Genomic DNA, 20686 nt, shown 5'->3' with positions numbered 1-20686 from the left:
TCTCTCATAATCGACCATTTTTTGAGGGATTCTCTATCGGGAACCCGGCTGAGAATCCTGTTTTTTCAATCCGGTTCCCTGAACGCCGGGAGATCATTCTCTTTTCACATCCGGTTAGATAAACTTTGCCTGTCGCACGAATTGCTGCGTTTATCCGACTCAGTTAAAATACCCGTTTCGCGTTTTGTTTAAGGTAGAACATGTCTCGTCTGAAACTCGCCGTTGCCACCCGCTGCTTCGGCATGCCGATCAGGAATGCTATCAAAACAGCGGCCCGTATCGGAGCCCGCGGGATTCAACTTGATGTACAACAGGAAGTCACTCCATCCTCTTTCGGGGCTTCTGGAGACCGTCAGTTTCGTAAACTGCTGGAAGAGTTCAATCTCAGCCTCGCTTCATTCAGGATGCCTGCCCGGGGTGCCCTGGTCGACCCGGAATTCCTGGACCAGAGAGTGTCACAAATCCGCGCAGCCCTGGAATTCGCCTGGCGGTTACAGGCACCATCCCTGATTATTCATCCGGGGCTCATTCAGACAGATGAAGGAGGGAACTTTACTCTTATCTGTGAAGTACTCAACGATCTTGTGCGCTTTTCGAATCACATTGGTACCGAACTCTGTATCGCTTGTGGAAAGAATTCTCCTGCCGTCATGCGTGATCTGGTCTCCCGGGTCAACGCCGGCTTCCTGGGTATCGAACTCGACCCAGCCGACATGGTTCTCAACAACCGTAATCCGGAAACAACGATCCGTGAACTACATCCCTGGATTCGCGCCTATCGTCTGCGCGATGCCGTTCGTGAAATGGATACCGACGGCCAGGAAGTTCCTCTGGGCAGGGGTATGGTCATGTGGGACCAGTTCCTGCCTCTGGTCTGGGAAACCGCCTATCAGGGCTGGCTCGCCGTGGATCGCACGCAGGGCGACCAGCGAATAGAAGACTGTCGGCGGGGAATCGATTACCTCAATACAATCCTTCCCTGATCGCCATTGAATTTTAACCCGATAAAGCATTTGTATGTCTCTTATGGAACCTGAAATACTGTCGGTGACCGAAACCACTCGACAGATTAAAAATCTGATTGAAGCCAACTTCCCGTATACCTGGGTGATTGGCGAAATTTCCAACTGCACGGTGGCCCGTTCCGGGCACATTTATTTGACCCTGAAAGACGACAACGCACAGCTGCGTGCAGTCATCTGGAAACGGACTGCGTCCCGACTCAAGTTTCAGATTGAGGACGGCATGGAAGTTGTCGCCGCCGGTCCGATTGAACTTTATCAGGCACGCGGCACTTACCAGCTCAACATCGAACAGTTACTCCCCCAGGGGGTCGGCGCGCTGGAACTCGCGTTTCGCCAGATGCAGGAAAAACTGGCCGCTGAGGGTCTCTTCAATCCGGAACACAAACAGCCAATCCCCCGCTTCCCCCGGAAGATCGCACTGGTAACCAGTCCCACCAGCGCCGCAGTTCGCGATATGCTGCAGGTGATCACCCGCCGCTGGAAGGCCGCTGACATTGTCATCGTCCCGGTGGCCGTGCAGGGAGATGGGGCTGCCGAACAGATCGCTGCCGGGATTGAAGCCGCTGCCATACTTCCAGGGGTAGACACCATTATTACAGGTCGTGGAGGGGGCAGCCTGGAAGATCTCTGGGCCTTTAACGAAGAGGTGGTCGCCCGCGCCATCTTCGAATGTCCCATTCCCATCATCAGTGCAGTCGGTCATGAAATTGACATCAGCATTGCCGACCTGGTGGCTGACCGCCGCGCCCTGACTCCCAGTGAAGCCGCGGAACTGGCTGTTCCCCTGCAAACTGATGTCCTGGCGACGCTCTCTCACTGGAGAGGTCAACTCGCTACTAACCTGAAGCAGCGTGCCCGTCAGATTCGCCTGCAACTGGATTCCCTCGCGGGACGTCCCGCGCTGACACGCCCTATGGACCTGATTCACAATCGGGCATCCCAGCTCGACGAACTGGACCGGCGTCTGAAGCGCAGTACCCGCGAACTGGTCAGCCGACTGCAATCGGAGACCCGACATCTGGCATCATCACTGGAAGCACTCAGTCCCCTGAAAGTTCTGAGCCGCGGATATAGTATCACACGTCGCGGAGCAGAATCGAAAGCGTCGACACCGGAAATCGTCAAATCTGTCGATCAACTGCAACCGGGCGACACGATCACCACAAAAGTTTCTGACGGTAGCATCACCAGCCAGGTTCAGGAGTTACACCCAGATCCGGAAGAAGCTTCCTGAGCTTTCCTGAATCCTGTTGAATATCGATAACCATCATTTGCATAAAGATCTGATAACATGGCCAAGAAAAAAAGCACGAAAGAACAAACAGAAGAACCTCTGTTCGAAGAATCGCTGACCGAGCTTCAGGAAATCGTGAGCACACTTGAGTCAGGCACTGCCGGCCTGGAAGAATCGATGGAACAGTTTGAGCGCGGCGTAAAACTGCTGCGTTCCTGTTACCAGCGACTCGAAACTGCTGAGCAGAAAATTGAAATTCTGACCCGCGTTGATGAAGACGGCAATCCGGTGCTGGAAGAGTTTGACTCCACTGCTTCGGTCGATACCAAAGGCCCGGCGAAAAAAACAGGCAAACGAAAGAGCAGTTCCAGTAAAGACGAAGACGATCAGGATCGGACCCTGTTTTAAACCGGAAATACAAAGAAGCCACGCATGTCGCAACTTTTAAGACAACTGGTGATTGATGTCGGCAACAGTCGCATCAAGTTTGTGCTGCTCAAGACGGAGCTCCCGTTGGGAGCCTCTCATCAGCTTCCGTTGGTCGAACATGCGCTCTCAATTCTGGTAGAGGATTCTCTCCCCTGGGATCAGATCGCTGACTGGCTCGAACCCACGGATACTCGATGTCTGAGTTCGGTCGCGGGTTCCAATCCGCATGGAATCAAACGGGTTCTCAATGACTGGCCCGAGTCCATGCTCCCCGATCCGCTGGAGGTTCTGAACACAGACGACTTCCCACTGGAGATTAGCGTCGATGAACCCCGTAAAGTGGGCATCGACCGGTTGTTCAACGCTGTCGCCGCCAACCGTTTAAAATCGACATCGCAGGCTGCGATCATCGTCGATACCGGAACCGCCACCACGGTCGATGTTGTGAGCACCGAGGGTTGCTTTGCCGGGGGAGCGATTTTACCGGGCTTTGAACTTTCTGCGAAATCATTACACGATTATACCGCCCTGCTCCCCCTGATTCCGGTTGAGGATCTGCGTCAGATTGAACCCGTGGTACTCGGCAAGAATACGACCGACGCCATTCGCAGTGGTCTGTTCTGGGGCCAGCTCGGTGCCGTCCGCGAACTCATCACTCAGCACACAAAACAGATACTTGCTGAATCCGCATCGGGGGAAGCTCCACTGGTGCTGCTCACCGGGGGCGGCTCTGCCCTGCTCGCTCCGCACCTGGATGAATCGGTTCACTTTGAACCCCTCCTGTCACTCCAGGGGCTGGCACTGGTCGCACAACAGATTCGCGGGATTCAATAAACCAGCATGACTACGCATCCCTCAAATCAGTTACAACAACCCTGCCAGGCCGCTCTCCTTACCCCCCGCGGAAGAGGAGCTGTCGCTACCATTCGTGTTCAGGGATGGACCTCTGCCCTGAATGCACTGGTGAATTCCTGTTTTCACGCCGTCAACCGGAAACCACTGATCGAACAGGTTGTGAACCAGATTGTCTATGGATACTGGGGAACTTCAAATACCGAAGACCTGGTTCTCTGTCGTATTGATTTTGAAACCGTTGACATTCACTGTCATGGAGGCATGGCGGCGGTGAATCGAATCCTGAATGATTTAGAGACCCAAGGCTGTGACGTTCTTACCTGGCAAGCGCTGGCCAGCCACAAAGCGACAGCCCTGGAACTAGAACTTCAGGAAGCTCTGGCAGCGGCTACCACGTTTCGAACAGCAGAGATTCTCCTGCGTCAATCGCAAGGCTTATTACGATCCGCTTTCACAGCACTTCTACCCGGGGAACAGAGCTCCTTCGACTCGGAACATCTGCAATCTCAGATTCAGGATCTGCTGCGCTGGAAAGAATTGGGACAACACCTGACCTGCCCCTGGAATGTCGTACTCGCCGGTCGCCCCAATGTCGGAAAATCCAGTCTGATTAATGCGATTCTGGGCTATGAACGGTCCATTGTTTTTAACGAAGCGGGAACGACCCGTGATGTGCTGACAGCGACCACGGCGCTCTCCGGCTGGCCATTCCAGTTTTCTGATACCGCAGGAATTCGGGCAGAAGCAGAACAGCTGGAGGCCGCTGGAATCCAACGTGCCGAGCAGATCCTGAACGCCGCGGATGCCCGCGTCATTCTGATCGACATCAACCAACCTGCGCATCCAGACGATCACCGACTACTCACTCAATGGCCTGAGTCGCTGATCGTGGCTCATAAAGCCGACCTCCCCGAATGTTGGGGTGCGCCACTTCCCCCACAGGCGATTCGGATTTCCTCAGTCACGAAAGCGGGGCTCGATGTGTTTCTGGAGAAACTGGTGGAACAACTGATTCCCGAAGTCCCTGATCAGGAGACGGCCCTTCCGGTCACATCACGCCAGATCGAACTTTTGGGACAGGCTGCAGCAGCACTGGATGCAGATGACCAGCAGGCTTACACACTCTTAATCAAACAGTTGCTGACAGAGGTTTAATCTCCTGTCAGCAACTCGAGCTGACTTACAGCTGAGCTTTCAAAGTCTGTTTCCACTGATGTAGAGCCATCATCAGATTTCCCTGCGTCCATAACAGTGGCGTAATATCATTGGGAACGTATTTTCCTTTTTCCAGAAAATACGACTCAGGACAACGATATGGACCAAAGGGACACTCAGATGTCGTCAACTGATTCAAAGCGCGATCCAGATGAAAGCGCTGCTTTTCGAGATCAGCATCCTGCCCCGATTCCTGAAAACGCTGCCCGTAAATCACCGACATGATGGAATCGAAAATGCACCACTGGGCTTCCTGTCCTGGTTTCAGATATTGATCCCGGCTGGCCTGATCATCACTGAAATCACTCGTGCGGTCATCCTCGCTGAAGACTTCTTTGTAATCAGCACACCAGTAAGAGTCTCCCAGATAGCGTCGGATTCCGTAATCCCCCATCAGGTGCGTTCTGACATCTTCCAGAATCGTGTCTGCCAGTTCTCCTTTGACCAGCCCCAGGGGAAAGATCAGGAACAGCAGCGCCCCGTCATATTTTCGGGCCAGCAGAGGGTCAGCCTGAATGCATTCGGCAGGCAGAATCTCTTCAAGTGTCGTCTGACCCTGGGCAATGAGAGAGTCCAGCATCTCGGGTGTCACCAGAGTCTGCTGATGCTGCAGGTCATCCCAGTTATCGCTGCAATTCAGATATTCCTTCAAAGCGATCAGCCCGCTGACCACAGTACCAATGCTGGAGGCTTCGATCTTGCGTGCTTCTTCCCAGTGGCCACTGTCTGCATCTTCCCAGAAACGGATGGCTTTGAAATAGCGTACGAATGCCGCCAGCAATTCGAGAGATTGAGCGGACGCCGTCAGGTATCCCTGTTCCAGCATCAAACAGTACAACCAGACAAAGTATCCCAGTGCGTCGTTCTGAGCATGAGCCCATTTTTCGTCGATTTCACCCAGCGTGTTTCCGTCAAAACGGATATGCGGCCGCTGCATCACTTCTTTAGGATTTGCTTCCCCTGAAATGATCTTATCGAAACGATCTCGGTGCTTGAGAAAATACTCTGCCAGCGTGGCGACCGCTTTGCTTGCAGGTTCCGTTTTCCCCACAGCATTCAATGCATGAGCTACATGGATATTATCCCGGACCCAGATGCTCTGATATCCCGTCGATTCATGGGCGATGGCTGCAGGGAACAAACCGTTCTCCAGAGCAGGAAACGAGAACGTCTGCTGAGACTCTAGAAATGAGACTAACTGATCCGTCTCTTCAATGGTCTGTAATGATTCTTTCAGGGCAAGAAAACTGTTGTCATCCATGATGATTCACCTGACTTCTAAAAACGAGTCGAGCGGACTGTTCCTCTGAATCCGTTCGCCTGGGATTATAACGGCGCCGCGCTGCGCGCCTCGAATTGTGAAACAATCGTCGTCAAATTGCAACGGCAGGACTCCAGGGAAACCCCTGATTCTCTGTTTCCCAAAAACAACATGGTTGATTTCTGGCAACATTGCCGTGAAGCCCGTATTCAAGCAGTCATTCCTGATGACAGGAATTTCTGCCGACAGAATCATTCTAACCGGCAAGACCCTGCGCTCAGTCATCTGAAGTAGTGAACCGAGGTTTGCATCTGAGGCTTCAGCCACGAGGGTACGACATTTGCAATTCTCATCAGATGACTGCCGTTTTTCTTCTTCACCTACTTCGTTCGAGTGATAGAACTTCATGACCAGTGTCATACGATCTCGTCCAATCAGTATCTGTCTTTTGCTGCTCCTCTTTTCCGGACTGGCTGTCGCACGCTGGAACCGGCAATATTTTTTCAGCCCCGACAGTGCCCGTTACGTGATCATGGCCCGTTCCCTGGTTAACGGCGACGGTTACCGGGAGATTGATACTCCGGTAGCCCCTCTCTATGCGCACCGCCCCCCGGGTATGTCGGTCCTGCTTATGCCTGCGGCCTGGATCGCGCCTTACGATGCCATTGCCGCCAAAGCCACCGTTCTGCTCACCACTCTGCTCCTGCTGGCTTTATTGTACTATTACATCGTGTGCCTCAGTCAGCCTGAAGAACCAGAAGACCAGCCTGACAAGCAACTTAATTACGGCGCCCTGCTGATCACATTTCTGTTTGCCGTCAATCCCTTCACGCTCTTCTATTCGACGCTGATCATGAGTGAAATCCCTTTCACAGCCTGTACTCTGGGAATCCTCTATCTGATTTCAGTCAGACCAGAACAGCCGCGCAAACGGGATCTGTTTCTAATCACTGCATTACTGGTCTTCCTTCCCTTTCTCCGCACGATCGGGATCGCCATGGTACTGGCTGTCGCCTGCTGGGCTGTGGTCCGAAAATCGCGCTGGCCCTGGCTGGTGGGTGTGGCCTGCTCAGTAGCTGCCTCCGGCCTATGGATTCTGCGCAATACGGCACTGGGGAAAAGTGGTTACGCCAGTATCGCTCTCAACGAAATCAGATCGCAGGGAGTCATCGGCACAGCGTTTCGCATGTGGGAACGCTTGAGTGCTCACTTTGAGAATTTTGGACAACAACTGTTTCCCAATATGCCAGGCATGCGACCGATCTACAGTGGCATGGTTCTTGATGAAATCATCACCTTGCCGGGACCAACCTGGCTGTACTATCTGATGACAGCAGGAGTTATTGCTGTCGCCTGCTATGGGATGCTATATCGCCGAAATCGTGGCGGAACTGTTGCCCTGGGCTATCTGGTGTTCAGCGTGGGCATCCTCTCCCTTTGGCCCTGGATGCAGGAACGCTTTATGCTACCTCTGGTGCCTGTCGTTCTCGCATTTGTTCCTTCAGGTTGGGCTGCCCTGAAACGGCACATTCAGGTTGCCCGTCCTGTCACCGGTAAAATATTTGCAGGTGGGTCTGCGCTTGTTTTGTTTCTCTTTGTCGGTTGTCTCTGCTGGACTGACACGCAACTGGTCCACGCCAATCTGAAGATGGTCTGGCAACCAGATCGGTTATATGACGAAGAACTGCCCTCCAACGGATTCAGTAACTGGACGAAAGCGGGAGCCTGGCTCAAGCAAAACTCGGAACCCTCAGACCGGATCATCACCCGTCAGGCAGCCATTGCCACAACGGCTCATCGTTTTGAAATGCTGGCGTTTTTTGAACTCGTCAGTCCTGACAAGCTGCATGAAAGTATTCAGAAATTCTCTGCACGCTATCTGACATCGTACGACAAAGAGATCGTTTCCGCCTTCCCGTGGTACCTGCTCGACCAGGATCTGGTCTACCGGTTCAACCCTATCTACGACGAGCAAGGCGTCTTGATTCTCAAAGTCGAACCCAACCGGAGTGGCACCATTCGCCAGAAATACTGGCAAGCCGGTGAGTCACTGGAGATCGCTCGACAGGCTTATGAACAGTTCCCCCACCGCTCGACCTTCCAGACAGCTCTGGCGCAAGAGATGTTCAAAAATGAAGACTATGAGGAATTGATCAGATTCATCAAACAGCTTCAAGAGCAGCAGGTAAAAGATGTGAAACTGACCTCTCTGCTGGGCTGGTGCTATTTTAAGACAGAACAATATCCGAAGGCGATTCAGGAATTCCAGCTCGCCCTGGGCATGCCCGGTCAGAAAATGATGCGCGGTGACCTGATCCGGGGAATTGAGTTGTCACATAAATATATTGCTAATCAGCAAGAACTCTCACCGGAGGAAGCAAATCTTAAAGCAGCGAAGAAATCACTGCAACTCGCGCGAACCTGGTGGGAATACTCGCAGATCGACAAAGCGGAAACGGAGCTACATCATGCCCTGCAGAGGGAATCTCTGGAATTTGAAACCCAGGCAAAAATGCAGACCCTGCTGGCGAAAATCTACCTGGCTCAGGGACGGGCGGCTGAAGCAACCGAGCAGTTAGAGCTCGCTCTGAAAACAGACCCGACAACGGAAAAAAATGAAGCACAAACGCTGCTGGGGATGATTCAGCGCGAGGCCCGCGTCGAAAATTTCTTAAATAATCCGAGAAAATATCCTGTTGATAAAACAGGACAGGATGACGTTCCGCTTAAGGAAGAGATCCTGCAACTCGCTCAGGAATACGAAGACTTTGGGGTTCCCGGAAAATCACTGGCTTTAATGGAACGTGTGAATACTACATTTCCCAAACAGCTGGAAATTCTCAAGTTACTTCTTAAGTATCAGCTGCTGTATACCCTCACACCGGAAGCGGAAGAGACTTTTGCACAGCTCAAAGTCCTCGCCCCCCAGGAGCAGGGACTGTTAGAAGCAGCGAATAAAATCGAAGCATTGAAGCTGGTGCCCCGTTTCTGAAAAACAACCATCAACCGCTTTGAATATGTCCACCGGATTTCAGTCCGGCATGCGCTGCTGCACAGGGTAGACTATTCATATCTCAATTCGTTGCGGGCCAGGAACGGGGGAACCTCTTATGGAACTCTGGATTGATGGCTGGCTGGATTATCTATTTGACGCCTGGCGGACTGCAACCACCGCCGAATACCTGAAACTGATGGTCGGCGTTATTCTCATCGGAGGCTTTTACAGCATTCGCAGCAGCAAAGTGAGATGACTAACTCTCCTGAGTGACTTCTACACGCCACTGCTCGCCGGCATACGCGACGACATCTCCCGGTGCAAGCTGTTTACGACGCCGTGTTTCGACAACGCCGTTCACAGTCACTTCACCCGCCTGGATGACAACCTTGGCATGTCCACCGGTGCCGACAGCGCCTTGCTGTTTCAGAAACTGATCCAGTCGGATCGGGGGACGTTCCTCATGTGACATTACTTATCTCCCGTCTTGACTGCACGCTTTTTCTTCTTTTTGGGCTGCCAGCGCTGCTGTAGTTCCTTGAGCTCCTCAGCTGTCGGTGCCTTGAAAGTCGGATCCTGTGGATGGGTGGAAGAAAGTGCGTCGGTATCTCCCACCTCTTTCTGCCAGGTTTTCAAAGCCGTCAGCAGATGGTCTGCCTGCTGCCGGTAATCGGGATTGCCGAACAGGTTGCGAGTCTCTGCCGGATCGTCCTGCAAATCGAACAGCTGTGTTTTATTTATCTGCGGATAAGTGATCAGCTTCCAGCGACCGTCGCGGGCCGAGCGCTGCACGTCTTTGTAAGCGGTACATAACGTATCTCGAGTCTGCTTTTGCTCGCCGGTGATCACAGGCCACACACTTCGGGAATCGAGTCCCTGTGGAACCTGGGTTCCAACCATTTCACAGACCGTCGGGAAAATGTCATATAGGTAGACCAGCGCGTCGCTCTGCCCCTGCGGGATGCCAGGCCCACTGAAGATCAAGGGAGCTTTCATACTGTGCTCGTACAGGCTCTGCTTCCCCATCAGACCGTGACTACCTACCGCCAGTCCATGATCGGACGAGAAGATAATGATAGTGTTTTCATACTCCCCGCTCTCTTTGAGTGCAGTCAACAGTCGTCCGATGTGTCCATCCAGTCCGGTAATGTCCGCATAATAATCGTGGAGGTGTTTACGGATCTCTGATTTGGTGCGGGGAAAGCCAGCCAGCAGTTCATCCCGGACGACCTGTTCTCCATTATTGAAGGGATGCAGCGGGAGGTAGTTTGCCGGCAGAGAGATAGATTCGCGCTGATAGAGGTCCATGTATTCCTGGTCTGCCACACGTGGATCATGCGGACAGGCAAACGCCAGGTACATAAAGAACGGCTGATCGTCTTTGCGTGTCTTCAGAAACTGGATCGCATCGTTCACGATTTCCTGACCGGGCTGTCCCAGCAGACGGGCCTGTTGATCATTCACATATTTCGTCGTATCGAATTTTTTGTGAATCAATGCCGCAGTATTCCCCTGTTTGCCGTGATGGTAGGTGTAATACCCGGCTCCTTTCATGGAATCAGGAAAATTCGGTTTGTCAGCCGAGGCGTAGCGGCCGGTCCAGCGAAAGTAAGTACGACCGCTGAGCAGCATATTCCGACTGCAGACACAAACCGCCCCTGAATTACTTCCCAGACAGTAGGCGTTGTTGAAGACAAACCCGCTGCGCACCAGTTGGTCGAGATTGGGAGTCTTGATCAGAGGGTTACCCAGTACATGTATCGTGTCCGCCCGTTGATCGTCTGTAAACAGGAACAGAATATTGGGTTTTTCTTTCGGGGCTGCATGAAGACTGCTGCCGAACAGGGGAGAAAAACAGGCCATCAACAGCAAAGCGAAAGAAACTCGACAGCGAAAACTCATGATTGCCTCCAAGATTGAGCGCCGATCTGGTATTCTGGCGGGAGCATGAAACACTGAAAATCAGTAATTCGCACGTCAATATATAGCAAGGACTAACCAAATGCCAGAAGCAGCCCCCGCGGCCACATATGATCCCGTTAAAATGATCAAACCCCGTCGAAAACTGACCGGGATTTCCGCTGTCCTGCTCCCCTACCTGAAGTCGGGTGAAATTGATCGTGAGTCGCTGAGCGCTCATGTCGCCCGCACGTCTGACCTGGGAATCACCCCTGCCGTGAATATGGACACCGGCTATGTGAATCTCATCGATGAAACAACCTTCATCGAAGTTCTGAAAATCACCCGTGAGACACTCAACGGGGGCTCTTTCGTCGCGGGTGCGTTTGTCGGCGATCAGACCGGGGCGGACTTTGATGCGGATGGCTACCAGCGAAAGATTGACCTGATCCAGGAGTATGGGGGGACGCCGGTCATTTTCCAGTCCTTCGGTCTGGTGGAACAGGCTCCGGAACAGATTATCGAATCTTATCGGACTATTGCCGCCAACACAGACCGCTTCATCGGGTTTGAATTGACCCGCGATCTGGCTCCCTTCGGTTCAGTCTACGATCTCGATACGTATGCCGCCCTGATGGAGATCCCGCAATGCATCGGTGCCAAACACTCATCCTTCCATCGCGAACCGGAGTGGGAGCGACTGCAGCTCCGTGATCAGAAACGTCCCGATTTCAAAGTATTCACGGGAAATGATTTTGGGATCGATATGGTCCAGTACGGCAGCGATTACCTGCTCGGCCTAAGCACTTTCGCCCCCGACCTGTTCGCGAAACGGGATGCATACTGGGAAGCAGGCGATCCGGCGTTTTATGAATTGAACGACCTGCTGCAGTACCTGGGTTATTTCACCTTCCGCAGCCCTTCGCCGGCTTACAAGCATTCGGCGGCCCAGTTTCTGCACCTGCGAGGTTGGGTGAAGACGAATCAGACACATCCGAACAGCCCGACGCGCCCCGACAGCGATATTGAGATTCTGCGCGAACTGGGACAGCGACTCAATGTCATCGACTAAGCAAAAACTCCCCATGACCAGGTTTGATCATGGGGAGTTTCTTGTTGTATTCAGTCTGTCTTATCGAATCACGAATCAGCCAGGGGCTCTTTCTTTTCGGTGATGACGGGCAGTTCCTGAGATTTTTCGGCATTGATCTGGATGTAATCCTGCCACTTATCAGGAAGATTGTCCTCGTGAAAAATCGCTTCTACCGGACATTCTGGCACGCAAGCTTCACAGTCGATGCACTCATCAGGATTGATGTAGACCATGGATTCCCCTTCGTAGAAACATTCTACGGGGCAAACCACAACACAGTCTGTGTATTTGCAGTTGAAGCAAGCCTCTGTAACCACGTGTGCCATGAGTTTTCCTTTCTGGACGTTGCACTTCTAAATGTGATTAATCTACTCGAAGCGTTTAATGGTATTATAGACTTCGAAAATCAAAAAACTACCAGTCGCGCTCGATCAGACCTCGCTGTGGATGAGTCTGAATGGCAGTCATTTGTGATAAAACTCAAGTTGATCAACCCGCCTCCGAAAGAAACGGACAGTTCATCCTAGAACGCTGAAAATCAGGTGTCAAGACTACATATTCCCGGCCCGGCTCAGCCCCTGTTTCTTCTATCGGCAATCTTCCTGATAATCATGCGTTGTTTGCCAAAGGTAGGGCCACAAAGAAGACCTGATGATCTGCTTAGCACTCTTTCTCCAGAGACCAGCCTGAGTCCTGCGTTTTTTCGGATTGACACATATTGACAGAATCTGGTTCTCGACATAATCTACGCACGAAATTTCGATTCGCCCTTGAGTAATCCAGGATGGAGACCGCTCAGTTTGATCGAAATCTCTGCGACTTACTCGAAATTAAGCCGCATCAAATCTCTCAAAACATCCAAACTTACCTGTTTTTGAGCACGGAACTCCCCGGTTTTCCATAGCGAATGGAGTCGCTGAATGACAAACAACACCCCCACACCTGTCCCCTTTATCAATCTCGTCGAACAGTATCAGAGAATCAAGACTGAGGTTCAGGATGCCGTCCTGAATGTGTTTGAAAATCAGTCTTTCGTTCTCGGCGATGAAGTCGCTGAATTTGAGTGTGATATTGCCGAATATTGCGACTCCCGGAATGCCATCGGAGTTGCTTCAGGCACCGATGCCCTCCTGCTGGCCCTGATGGCCCTGGAAATCGGTCCCGGCGATGAAGTCATTACCAGCCCGTTTACCTTCTTTGCAACAGGCAGCTCGATTGCCCGCGTGGGTGCGACTCCGGTATTTGCCGATATCGACCCCGTGAGCTTCAATCTGTGCCCTGAGTCCATCGAAGAAAAGATTACCGAACGCACCAAAGCCATTATGCCTGTCCATATTTTTGGACAATGTGCCGACATGGAACCCATCTGGCGTAATGCCGTCCGGAATGGGATTCCCGTCATCGAAGACGCAGCCCAGGCAATTGGCGCTGAATACCGGGGCCGGCGTGCTGGTGTCCTGGGAACCGTAGGCTGCTTCAGCTTCTTCCCAACCAAGAATCTCGGGGGAGCCGGAGATGGTGGACTGGTTACCACTGATGATCCGGATCTCGCTACCCGAATCCGTCGCCTCCGGGTTCACGGAGACGTGGGCGGTTACCAGCATGCTGAAGTCGGCATCAACAGTCGTCTGGATGCCCTGCAGGCAGCAGTTCTGCGGGTCAAACTGAAACATCTGGATCAGTGGACCAGCGAACGACAGGAAAATGCTCGTCGGTACAATTCCCTGCTGCGTCACTACCAGCTGCTGGATTGCATCGAACCTCCTGCCGTGCTGCCGGACCGTCGTCACGTTTACAATCAGTACAGTCTCCGTGTCAAAGGCGGACAGCGGGACAAGGTGCTGAACGACTTACGTGAAAAGCAGATTGGCTGTGCGATCTACTATCCACGTCCCCTGCATCTGCAACAGTGCTTCCAGTATCTGGGATACCAGGAAGGGGACCTGCCTGTCACTGAACTGATCACCAGCGAATGCCTCGCTCTGCCTATTTTCTCTGAATTAACAGCGACTCAACAGGAAACTGTGATTCGCGGAATTGCGGAAAGCCTGGGTCGGCTTTCTTCTCCTCACTTCCCGACCCTCTATTCAGAGACATCACAGGTCAGAAAGGTTGCTTAATCAGCAATCCCAACAATCTGAAATTTCAAAATCCCCTGATTGCTCCAGCAGTCAGGGGATTTTTTTTGCCCGGCAGAGGCTCCAGAGACAGCCACACACCAAAGTTATCCCAGTTTACTCAACCGGACCTGACTCCATTTTGCAGCGGCGAAAAACCTACAAAAATTCAGGACGCGCCCACACGACTAGCTTTCGTAGGGTAAGCTTAGAGTGATGAAATTAATTTCCTGCATCGATGTGCAAAGCATCCAAAAACCAATCCCAATTCCTGCCAAAATAATGACGTTGATCGGCAGTTAAGGAGAGCCCATGCCGACTCTTTTTCAAAAACCGATAATTCTGATCATACTGGCTTTTGTGTTCTGCGTTTCCGTTTCGGACTCCTCACATGCAGCAGAAACACCAGGGGAACCTGATTCCACGGCCAGCAAAACCGCCATTGCGCTCAACTACTGTCGCGCCGCGTTCTACCGCATCAGGAAAACCGGCTCGAAAGAGGTGATGTATGAGGAACGGGAAAAGATCCTCAACAACCTGAACCTCAACGGCATCGGTGATGAGAAAGTCATCAAACTCTACTCATCAGTACTCGATGAAATCGCACAGGTCGAGATCGCGGACCAGGAACGGGAATACTTCAAGAACAAACATAATTACCAGGCTCGCCAGAAAGTGGCCATCAACGCGCTGGCACTCACGACCGATGTACTCACACTGCAGTTTGGCAGTGCCGTCCGCACGGGTGCCAACAGCTGGTGGGACTATCGGAACGTCCAGGCGCAGAAAGACCTCGACCTCTGGAAAGTCGATAAGCAGCGTATGGAGACGGTGATCTCCAAATCGACCCTCTTCCTGGACACCTTCTGGAAACTGGCCCAGGAGAAAAAGATTCCGGATCAATGGCTGATTCGGGATGTGGATCTCGATGCGCTGGATGAAGCCATGCAGGAGCAGAACCCGCGCGTGCGATTACGGATTCTGAAACGTATGGAACGCTTCATGAGCCACTATCCTCCCTACTGGTATTACGTCGCCCGTACTCAGCAGGCCCAGGGGCAACTGTTCGCCGCCTCGCAGACCTATACCGAACTGGCGAGTATCGGAGAAGGCTATTTCCGGCGAGATGATATGCTGGCTTCGGGTACGGCCAACCTGGCCAGTATTCGCGACTACCTGGGGCAACCGGGTGCCGCACAGATGGCGATGAAATCACAAACCTATTCCAGCGAAGTCTGGGAAGCCAACCTGCTCTGTTCTCAGATCCTGCAGAAGCATCAGCAGGCCGATGAAGCGGAAGAGGCCATTCTGCGGAATCTGGACGTCGATCTGGAAACCCGGCAAAGCTCGGTCGCCCTGCTTTCGCTCTATTACAAGACAAATAATAAGCAGAAAATGATGGCCCAGTTGAATCAGCCCAAGGTCGTGAAATCCGTTCCCGTCCCTACGTTGATTCAATGTGCCATGTTTCTGGGGGCAGACAAAATGCCTCCGGTTGCCACTGCACAGATTGAATCCTCACTTTACGTCTACCCGCAGCTCCATTTTGGAGCAGACGATATCGTCATCGCTTCCACCGGCAACTGGCACCTGCACATGTCTCAGGCGGAGCTGGTGATGGCAAACAAAACCTATTCCCGCCCCCGAATTGCCACCGGGCAAAACGAAGTTCATGCCCGATTTGAACGGGTCGCCGAATTTGGAAATCCGTTTGCGAACTCAGGCCTGGCCAGTGCGCAACCTAAACTGCGATTGAAGTATCCGGACGGGTCCAGTCTGGAACTGATGCTGGCTTCAAACCCACAGGACCGCAAACAGATTGACGTCGGCAATTCTCTGAACACACTCAAAGCACCTCCCGGCCAGCACTACCGGATTGTTGGTGCAGAAATTCAGGGTCAGCGGATCGCCTTCAATGACAAAGCCATCGTTGACGACGGGCGACGCATTGTCAGACAGAAACCACAACCAGCCATGGATGCACCACGGCTGTCGCAGGACGAGCCTCGTCCGCAGCAGCCCACCGTTGAGCAGACTCTCCAGGCCGAGACGAAGTCGAAACTTCCGACGCTGGATGTACCTGAGCTGGGCATCCCCCAGTCTCCTCCGCCAATCCCGGCCCTCTCTTTTGATCCGGGCACATTCGAGGAGGAGCAGGATGTCCAGAAAGGGAAAAAAGGGACGGTAGTCAGCTTTCCAGCCCCTCCTGAAGAGACGAATGTACCGTAAAACCGGCAGAAACGGGTTCTGACCAGGTCAGAATTAGAAATCTGGTCCGATAAATAGTAGTCATCTGCCCCGGTCCCCGATATGATGACAGCAACGTATCCCGGCCCTGCTTTTCCGGTGCCGGTGCAAATCGCGACTTTTATTATTTGCGAAACCGATTCGCCGCGTCCAGTCCGACCGCGAACGCACGCTTGAGCCAGAAACCATGCTTTCTTCCGAAAATGTTCCGTCCACCGCTTCTCCTGTTGAAGCAGGTCGACTCCCCTTGATTACCGATCTCACCCGGGAACAACTTGCCCAGTGGTGCATTGATCACGATTCGTCTTCGTATCGTGCCGACCAGATTCGTCGCTGGATCTTTACCAAACGCGTCAACGATTTTGACGAAATGCACGACATCTCCAAAAAGTTTCGCGAACTGCTGAAAGAGAACTTCCGGCTGTTTTCGACCATGATCGTCAAACAGCAGACCGCAAAGGACCGCACGGAAAAGCTACTCCTGGAACTGGAAGACGGACACCACGTCGAATGTGTGCTGATGCGGGAGCCCAAGCGGAATACCGTTTGTATCAGTACACAGGTCGGCTGTGCGATGGGTTGCGTCTTCTGCGCCAGCGGACTGCTGGGACTGACCCGGAATCTGTCGATGGGCGAAATTCTGGAACAGATTCTCCGTCTGGACCGCGTGATTGACGAAGACGAACGCATCTCCAACATCGTGGTCATGGGAATCGGCGAGCCACTGGCCAATCTCTCGGCACTGATTCCTGCCCTGGATACTTTAAATCACAAGGGAGGCATGGGGATTGGCGCTCGTAAGATTACGGTCTCTACAGTCGGTCTTCCTGCAAAAATCCGGGAACTGGCAGATGTCAACAAATCATACATCCTCGCCGTTTCCCTGCACGCCCCCAACGATGTCCTCCGCGATCAGATCGTTCCCACGAACAATAAAATCGGGATTCAGAAAATCCTGGATGCCACCGATTACTATTACGTCACCACGGGCAGACGAGTGACCTTTGAGTACATCCTGCTGTCCGGCGTCAACGACAGTCCGGCTCATGCCCGCGAGTTGGCAGGTCTACTCAAACACCGCAACGCACACGTGAACCTGATTCCGGCCAACGGTGTTGAAGAGACAGGCTACCAGAGCCCTACCACGGCCGATGTGGATCGTTTCTTCATGACGCTGGCGAAAGGGGGCGTGAATGTCACTGTCCGCAAGCGTAAAGGGGATGACATCGATGCCGCCTGTGGCCAGTTGCGTCTGAACCGGGAAAAAGAAAAGGAAATGGTTCAGGTTCAATAGAATTCAGGAACCTGAATCAGTGGCTTAATCCAGATTAAAATCTTCGGGATGGAAATTAACCAGCACGTCGTCCCGGAACATCAGGTAGACGCTGCGACCGGTCTTATCCGGTCCCCATTTGTACGCGTCATCCGTCGTACGGAATGAACCACCGGTGGCCTTCAACCATTTGGAGGATTCCTGGAATTCCCCTTCTTCACCGAGTTCTTTCTCTACGCTGGCGCGCGACATCCCGGATTGCAGTCGATGCTTCAAGATCCAGTTCAACGCATCGGGATCACGATCGGTGAGGAATAACATCCGCTGATGCTCTGCCTGACTGACCCGCTTTTCTGCTCGATGTGTGCCACTCGCCATACCATTGTCCCAGTCGGGCATGGTTTCACATCCCGTATTCAGCAGCAGCGTGACGACAATACATGTCATCCACGGCGCCATAGATCGTAGATTGGCCATGATCATTTCCGTCTGATAAAAGGTCTCGAAGGTTGGGAGAGTGCGTCACTGGCGCGAAACAGAGTCAGTACCGAGGACTGGAGAGAAGTGAATTCGGAGACGAGACTGTCCCATGAAATGTGGGCCGTTTTTTAGCAGAATATCCGTATCCTGCCAAGATCAGATTTCCGCACCGAAACGCCTCGTTAAGCGCTTAGCTGACAGTAGCTTAAGGTCAAATTCCCCCTGCAAAACCAAAATCGGTTCTTTCGCTGGCTTGTCAGATTCCTGCCGCACGTCTATTCTGAATTTGAAGGACGCGTTTGTTCCCTAGAGTTACTCCGTTCCGGAAGGTTTCGATCAAGATGAAAATGTTTTGCGCTGGCCAGTGGCAGGATACTAAACAGTCAATCAATGTGACGAACCCCTTTGATCAGTCGGTCATCGATACAGTACCCCAGGGGAGCGGCGAGGACATCCAGAGCGCCGTAAGTGTGCTGGAGCGGGGGGCACAGATCATGAAATCCATGACGGCCTATGAACGTAGCGTGATCCTGCAGAAAGCAGCGGAACTGATGCTGGAACATCAGGACGAACTGGCTCGCACCATCAGCCTGGAAGTCGGGAAGATCCTGGGAGAAGGTCAGGTCGAAGCCAGCCGCAGTGCTGAGGTGATTCGACTCTCCGGTGAAGAAGCCCGGCGCATGACCGGCGAAATGATTCCACTGGAAGGAAACGCAGGCGGAAAAAACAAACTCGGATTCACCCTGCGGGTTCCCTGCGGCATCGTGGCTGCGATTACTCCGTTCAACTTCCCACTGAACCTGGTCTGCCACAAAGTCGGCCCTGCCATTGCTGCGGGGAATGCGATCCTGATCAAACCGGCCAGCGACACGCCACTCTCTGCACTGAAGCTGACGGAGATCCTGCTCGAAGCCGGCCTGCCTCCCGAAGCGATCGCCTGCGTCACCGGTCCCGGGGGAGAAATCGGCCGCGCCATCTGCACCGACACCCGCATTCGCAAAATCAGCTTCACAGGTTCTTACGAGGTCGGAACCAAAATCTGTGAAATGGCCGGCATGAAACGTGTGACAATGGAACTGGGCAGCAACAGTCCCGTGGTTATTATGGACGATGCCGATCTGGAAAAAGCTGCGACTGCGATTACGATGGCCGGCTATGCCAATGCAGGCCAGGTCTGTATCTCGGCACAGCGGATTCTGACTTCTTCCAAAGTCAAAACAGATTTCGTCGATCTACTGAAATCCAAGGTCGATGTGCTGCAGACCGGTAATCAACTTGAAGAAGGCACCAAAATCGGCCCCATGGTCCGGGAATCGGATGCCAGCCGGGTTGAGCAGTGGGTCAACGAAGCCGTCAGCCAGGGAGCACGCCTGATTACCGGGGGCCAGCGACAGGGAGCCATTTATGCCCCCACCATTCTGGACGACACTACGCCGGAGATGCAGGTCGTTAAAGACGAAATCTTTGGCCCCGCGGTCGCTCTGTCATACTTTGATGACATCGATGAGGCCGTCCGGCTGGCCAATGACACCACCTACGGACTGTCGGCCGGTATCTTTACACAGGATATTGATCGGGCCATGAAGTTCGCCCGGCAGGTCGAAAGCGGTAACATTCACATCAACTGGTCCAGTCAGTGGCGGGCCGATGCAATGCCCTACGGTGGTCTGAAACACAGCGGCACCGGTAAAGAAGGCCCCAAGTACGCGATTCATGAAATGAGCGAAGAAAAGATGGTGGTAATGCATCTCGCTGACTGACCCCCGCAAGTCGTTGCCCGATGCGGACTACTTCACCACATACTGTTCCAGGGTTTTGCCTTCACGGTATTTTCCGGACTGCTTGGCCTGAAACATTTCATTTGTCTTCACGTCAATCGCGGTGAGATAGTTGCCGCGATAGGCGGCTGTATCAAGACAGACCCAGCCATCAAAGACCAGCGGCTTCCCTGATTTTTGCGCTGTATGCCCACAGATAATCCGTCGTCCGGAAGGGTCGGGCTCTTCGGTCCCTTTGAGTCGATCCCAGCGGAGTTCCTGTGGAGTCAGATCTTCCAGCGGCACTCCCGGTACAGCTGTGGCATGCACGAAAATGTCGGTGTCCGTTTCATAGTAATCCAGAGCGGTGGCCATGAAAATCCGGTGTTCCTCCGGGATGAGGTCATAGCGTCCCCCGTAGGAATCCAGGGCTTCCTTTCCACCATGCTGCAACCAGGTAGACTCCCAGCGTCCTCCATGGAGTCCGTCCAGCATCATCTCTTCGTGATTCCCCTTGAGCATCACGAGCTTACAGGTGGACTTCAGATCCAGCAGCATTTCAATGACATGCTTTGTGCCCGGACCACGGTCAACAGCATCACCCAGACAGACGACGGTATCTTCGCGTTTGAGCTCCAGATGGTACAGAATCGTTCCCAGCGCAACATCACAACCGTGAATGTCACCGATCGCAATCGTACGTCCTTGCTGAGTCGTTTGATCCATCACGCGACTATCCTGTTTGAAGTCAACCTGAAAACAGCCTGGGGGACCGGGTTCCGGAGTCAGCTGCAACAGTCAGAGCA

At 53.0% G+C, this 20686-nt stretch carries 19 protein-coding genes; 12 read left to right on the top strand and 7 right to left on the bottom strand.

Annotation, left to right across the window (positions count from 1 at the left end; translation table 11 throughout):
- The first annotated feature begins 200 nt into the window (after window positions 1–200).
- The 5 genes from RID21_RS13960 (at window position 201) to RID21_RS13940 (ending at window position 4698) form a co-directional block, all read left to right on the top strand.
- The gene (locus RID21_RS13960; protein WP_350189796.1) at window positions 201–983 is read left to right on the top strand and encodes a sugar phosphate isomerase/epimerase family protein; all 783 of its coding nucleotides are present in this window, start codon (window positions 201–203) and stop codon (window positions 981–983) included.
- 64 nt (window positions 984–1047) lie between these two features.
- Window positions 1048–2259, top strand: coding sequence for an exodeoxyribonuclease VII large subunit (gene xseA, locus RID21_RS13955; RefSeq protein WP_350189794.1), 1212 nt, complete (start codon window positions 1048–1050; stop codon window positions 2257–2259).
- A gap of 57 nt (window positions 2260–2316) precedes the next feature.
- A complete protein-coding gene (locus RID21_RS13950) occupies window positions 2317–2667 on the top strand; it encodes an exodeoxyribonuclease VII small subunit (protein WP_145438537.1) in 351 nt (116 codons plus the stop codon).
- Window positions 2668–2691: 24 nt separating this feature from the next.
- Window positions 2692–3522 carry a type III pantothenate kinase gene (locus tag RID21_RS13945; protein ID WP_350189792.1) on the top strand — a complete coding sequence of 277 codons (831 nt, stop codon included), beginning with the start codon at window positions 2692–2694 and terminating at the stop codon, window positions 3520–3522.
- A gap of 6 nt (window positions 3523–3528) precedes the next feature.
- Complete coding sequence (locus tag RID21_RS13940) at window positions 3529–4698, top strand: GTPase (RefSeq protein WP_350189790.1); 1170 nt, start codon at window positions 3529–3531, stop codon at window positions 4696–4698.
- Between the two features lie 25 nt (window positions 4699–4723).
- On the opposite strand, the gene RID21_RS13935 is transcribed toward RID21_RS13940, so the two are convergent.
- Both RID21_RS13935 and RID21_RS13930 read right to left on the bottom strand, forming a co-directional pair.
- A complete protein-coding gene (locus RID21_RS13935; RefSeq protein WP_350189788.1) occupies window positions 4724–6019 on the bottom strand; it encodes a glycoside hydrolase family 15 protein in 1296 nt (431 codons plus the stop codon).
- Window positions 6020–6025: 6 nt separating this feature from the next.
- A complete protein-coding gene (locus RID21_RS13930) occupies window positions 6026–6439 on the bottom strand; it encodes a hypothetical protein (RefSeq protein ID WP_350189786.1) in 414 nt (137 codons plus the stop codon).
- Here RID21_RS13930 and RID21_RS13925 point away from each other — a divergent pair.
- Window positions 6426–9011, top strand: coding sequence for a hypothetical protein (locus tag RID21_RS13925; RefSeq protein WP_350189784.1), 2586 nt, complete (start codon window positions 6426–6428; stop codon window positions 9009–9011). The genes RID21_RS13930 and RID21_RS13925 overlap by 14 nt on opposite strands.
- A gap of 118 nt (window positions 9012–9129) precedes the next feature.
- Entirely contained in the window at window positions 9130–9270 is a 141-nt protein-coding gene (locus tag RID21_RS13920; protein WP_197993777.1) for a hypothetical protein, read from the top strand.
- Here RID21_RS13920 and RID21_RS13915 read toward each other — a convergent pair whose 3' ends face one another.
- Entirely contained in the window at window positions 9271–9486 is a 216-nt protein-coding gene (locus RID21_RS13915; RefSeq protein ID WP_145438528.1) for an RNA-binding S4 domain-containing protein, read from the bottom strand.
- Window positions 9486–10916, bottom strand: coding sequence for a sulfatase family protein (locus RID21_RS13910; protein ID WP_350189782.1), 1431 nt, complete (start codon window positions 10914–10916; stop codon window positions 9486–9488). Before RID21_RS13910 ends, RID21_RS13915 begins: the two co-directional genes overlap by 1 nt.
- Before the next feature lie 100 nt (window positions 10917–11016).
- Between RID21_RS13910 and RID21_RS13905 the strand changes: the two genes are divergently transcribed.
- A complete protein-coding gene (locus RID21_RS13905) occupies window positions 11017–11985 on the top strand; it encodes a dihydrodipicolinate synthase family protein (protein WP_350189780.1) in 969 nt (322 codons plus the stop codon).
- A 68-nt stretch (window positions 11986–12053) separates the two neighbouring features.
- Here RID21_RS13905 and RID21_RS13900 read toward each other — a convergent pair whose 3' ends face one another.
- The gene (locus RID21_RS13900; protein ID WP_145180423.1) at window positions 12054–12332 is read right to left on the bottom strand and encodes a ferredoxin family protein; all 279 of its coding nucleotides are present in this window, start codon (window positions 12330–12332) and stop codon (window positions 12054–12056) included.
- Between the two features lie 594 nt (window positions 12333–12926).
- Between RID21_RS13900 and RID21_RS13895 the strand changes: the two genes are divergently transcribed.
- The 3 genes from RID21_RS13895 to rlmN all read left to right on the top strand — a co-directional run bounded on the left by RID21_RS13895 (window position 12927) and on the right by rlmN (window position 17664).
- Entirely contained in the window at window positions 12927–14126 is a 1200-nt protein-coding gene (locus tag RID21_RS13895) for a DegT/DnrJ/EryC1/StrS family aminotransferase (RefSeq protein ID WP_350189778.1), read from the top strand.
- A 309-nt stretch (window positions 14127–14435) separates the two neighbouring features.
- Window positions 14436–16352 carry a hypothetical protein gene (locus tag RID21_RS13890; RefSeq protein ID WP_350189776.1) on the top strand — a complete coding sequence of 639 codons (1917 nt, stop codon included), beginning with the start codon at window positions 14436–14438 and terminating at the stop codon, window positions 16350–16352.
- 205 nt (window positions 16353–16557) lie between these two features.
- Complete coding sequence (gene rlmN / locus RID21_RS13885; RefSeq protein WP_350189774.1) at window positions 16558–17664, top strand: dual-specificity RNA methyltransferase RlmN; 1107 nt, start codon at window positions 16558–16560, stop codon at window positions 17662–17664.
- A 24-nt stretch (window positions 17665–17688) separates the two neighbouring features.
- Here the strand turns inward: rlmN and RID21_RS13880 are convergent, their stop codons facing one another.
- Window positions 17689–18120, bottom strand: coding sequence for a hypothetical protein (locus RID21_RS13880; protein WP_350189772.1), 432 nt, complete (start codon window positions 18118–18120; stop codon window positions 17689–17691).
- Window positions 18121–18464: 344 nt separating this feature from the next.
- On the opposite strand from RID21_RS13880, the gene RID21_RS13875 reads away from it, so the two are divergent.
- Complete coding sequence (locus tag RID21_RS13875; protein WP_350189770.1) at window positions 18465–19883, top strand: aldehyde dehydrogenase family protein; 1419 nt, start codon at window positions 18465–18467, stop codon at window positions 19881–19883.
- A gap of 27 nt (window positions 19884–19910) precedes the next feature.
- On the opposite strand, the gene RID21_RS13870 is transcribed toward RID21_RS13875, so the two are convergent.
- Window positions 19911–20606, bottom strand: a complete 696-nt coding sequence (locus tag RID21_RS13870) for a metallophosphoesterase family protein (RefSeq protein WP_145036131.1) — start codon at window positions 20604–20606, stop codon at window positions 19911–19913.
- Window positions 20607–20686 lie beyond the last annotated feature (80 nt).

Source organism: Gimesia sp. (genome assembly GCF_040219335.1).
In the GTDB taxonomy this organism is placed as follows: Bacteria; Planctomycetota; Planctomycetia; order Planctomycetales; family Planctomycetaceae; genus Gimesia.
The sequence above is the reverse complement of the archived record's forward strand: the minus strand, read 5'-3'. Positions and strand labels throughout refer to the sequence as shown.

Coding starts and splice junctions, on each gene's coding strand:
- RID21_RS13960 (WP_350189796.1), top strand. CDS start 201: ATGTCTCGTCTGAAACTCGCCGTTGCCACCCGCTGCTTCGGCATGCCG.
- RID21_RS13950 (WP_145438537.1), top strand. CDS start 2,317: ATGGCCAAGAAAAAAAGCACGAAAGAACAAACAGAAGAACCTCTGTTC.
- RID21_RS13945 (WP_350189792.1), top strand. CDS start 2,692: ATGTCGCAACTTTTAAGACAACTGGTGATTGATGTCGGCAACAGTCGC.
- RID21_RS13940 (WP_350189790.1), top strand. CDS start 3,529: ATGACTACGCATCCCTCAAATCAGTTACAACAACCCTGCCAGGCCGCT.
- RID21_RS13935 (WP_350189788.1), bottom strand. CDS start 6,019: ATGGATGACAACAGTTTTCTTGCCCTGAAAGAATCATTACAGACCATT.
- RID21_RS13925 (WP_350189784.1), top strand. CDS start 6,426: ATGACCAGTGTCATACGATCTCGTCCAATCAGTATCTGTCTTTTGCTG.
- RID21_RS13930 (WP_350189786.1), bottom strand. CDS start 6,439: ATGACACTGGTCATGAAGTTCTATCACTCGAACGAAGTAGGTGAAGAA.
- RID21_RS13920 (WP_197993777.1), top strand. CDS start 9,130: ATGGAACTCTGGATTGATGGCTGGCTGGATTATCTATTTGACGCCTGG.
- RID21_RS13915 (WP_145438528.1), bottom strand. CDS start 9,486: ATGTCACATGAGGAACGTCCCCCGATCCGACTGGATCAGTTTCTGAAA.
- RID21_RS13910 (WP_350189782.1), bottom strand. CDS start 10,916: ATGAGTTTTCGCTGTCGAGTTTCTTTCGCTTTGCTGTTGATGGCCTGT.
- RID21_RS13905 (WP_350189780.1), top strand. CDS start 11,017: ATGCCAGAAGCAGCCCCCGCGGCCACATATGATCCCGTTAAAATGATC.
- RID21_RS13900 (WP_145180423.1), bottom strand. CDS start 12,332: ATGGCACACGTGGTTACAGAGGCTTGCTTCAACTGCAAATACACAGAC.
- RID21_RS13895 (WP_350189778.1), top strand. CDS start 12,927: ATGACAAACAACACCCCCACACCTGTCCCCTTTATCAATCTCGTCGAA.
- RID21_RS13890 (WP_350189776.1), top strand. CDS start 14,436: ATGCCGACTCTTTTTCAAAAACCGATAATTCTGATCATACTGGCTTTT.
- rlmN (WP_350189774.1), top strand. CDS start 16,558: ATGCTTTCTTCCGAAAATGTTCCGTCCACCGCTTCTCCTGTTGAAGCA.
- RID21_RS13880 (WP_350189772.1), bottom strand. CDS start 18,120: ATGGCCAATCTACGATCTATGGCGCCGTGGATGACATGTATTGTCGTC.
- RID21_RS13875 (WP_350189770.1), top strand. CDS start 18,465: ATGAAAATGTTTTGCGCTGGCCAGTGGCAGGATACTAAACAGTCAATC.
- RID21_RS13870 (WP_145036131.1), bottom strand. CDS start 20,606: ATGGATCAAACGACTCAGCAAGGACGTACGATTGCGATCGGTGACATT.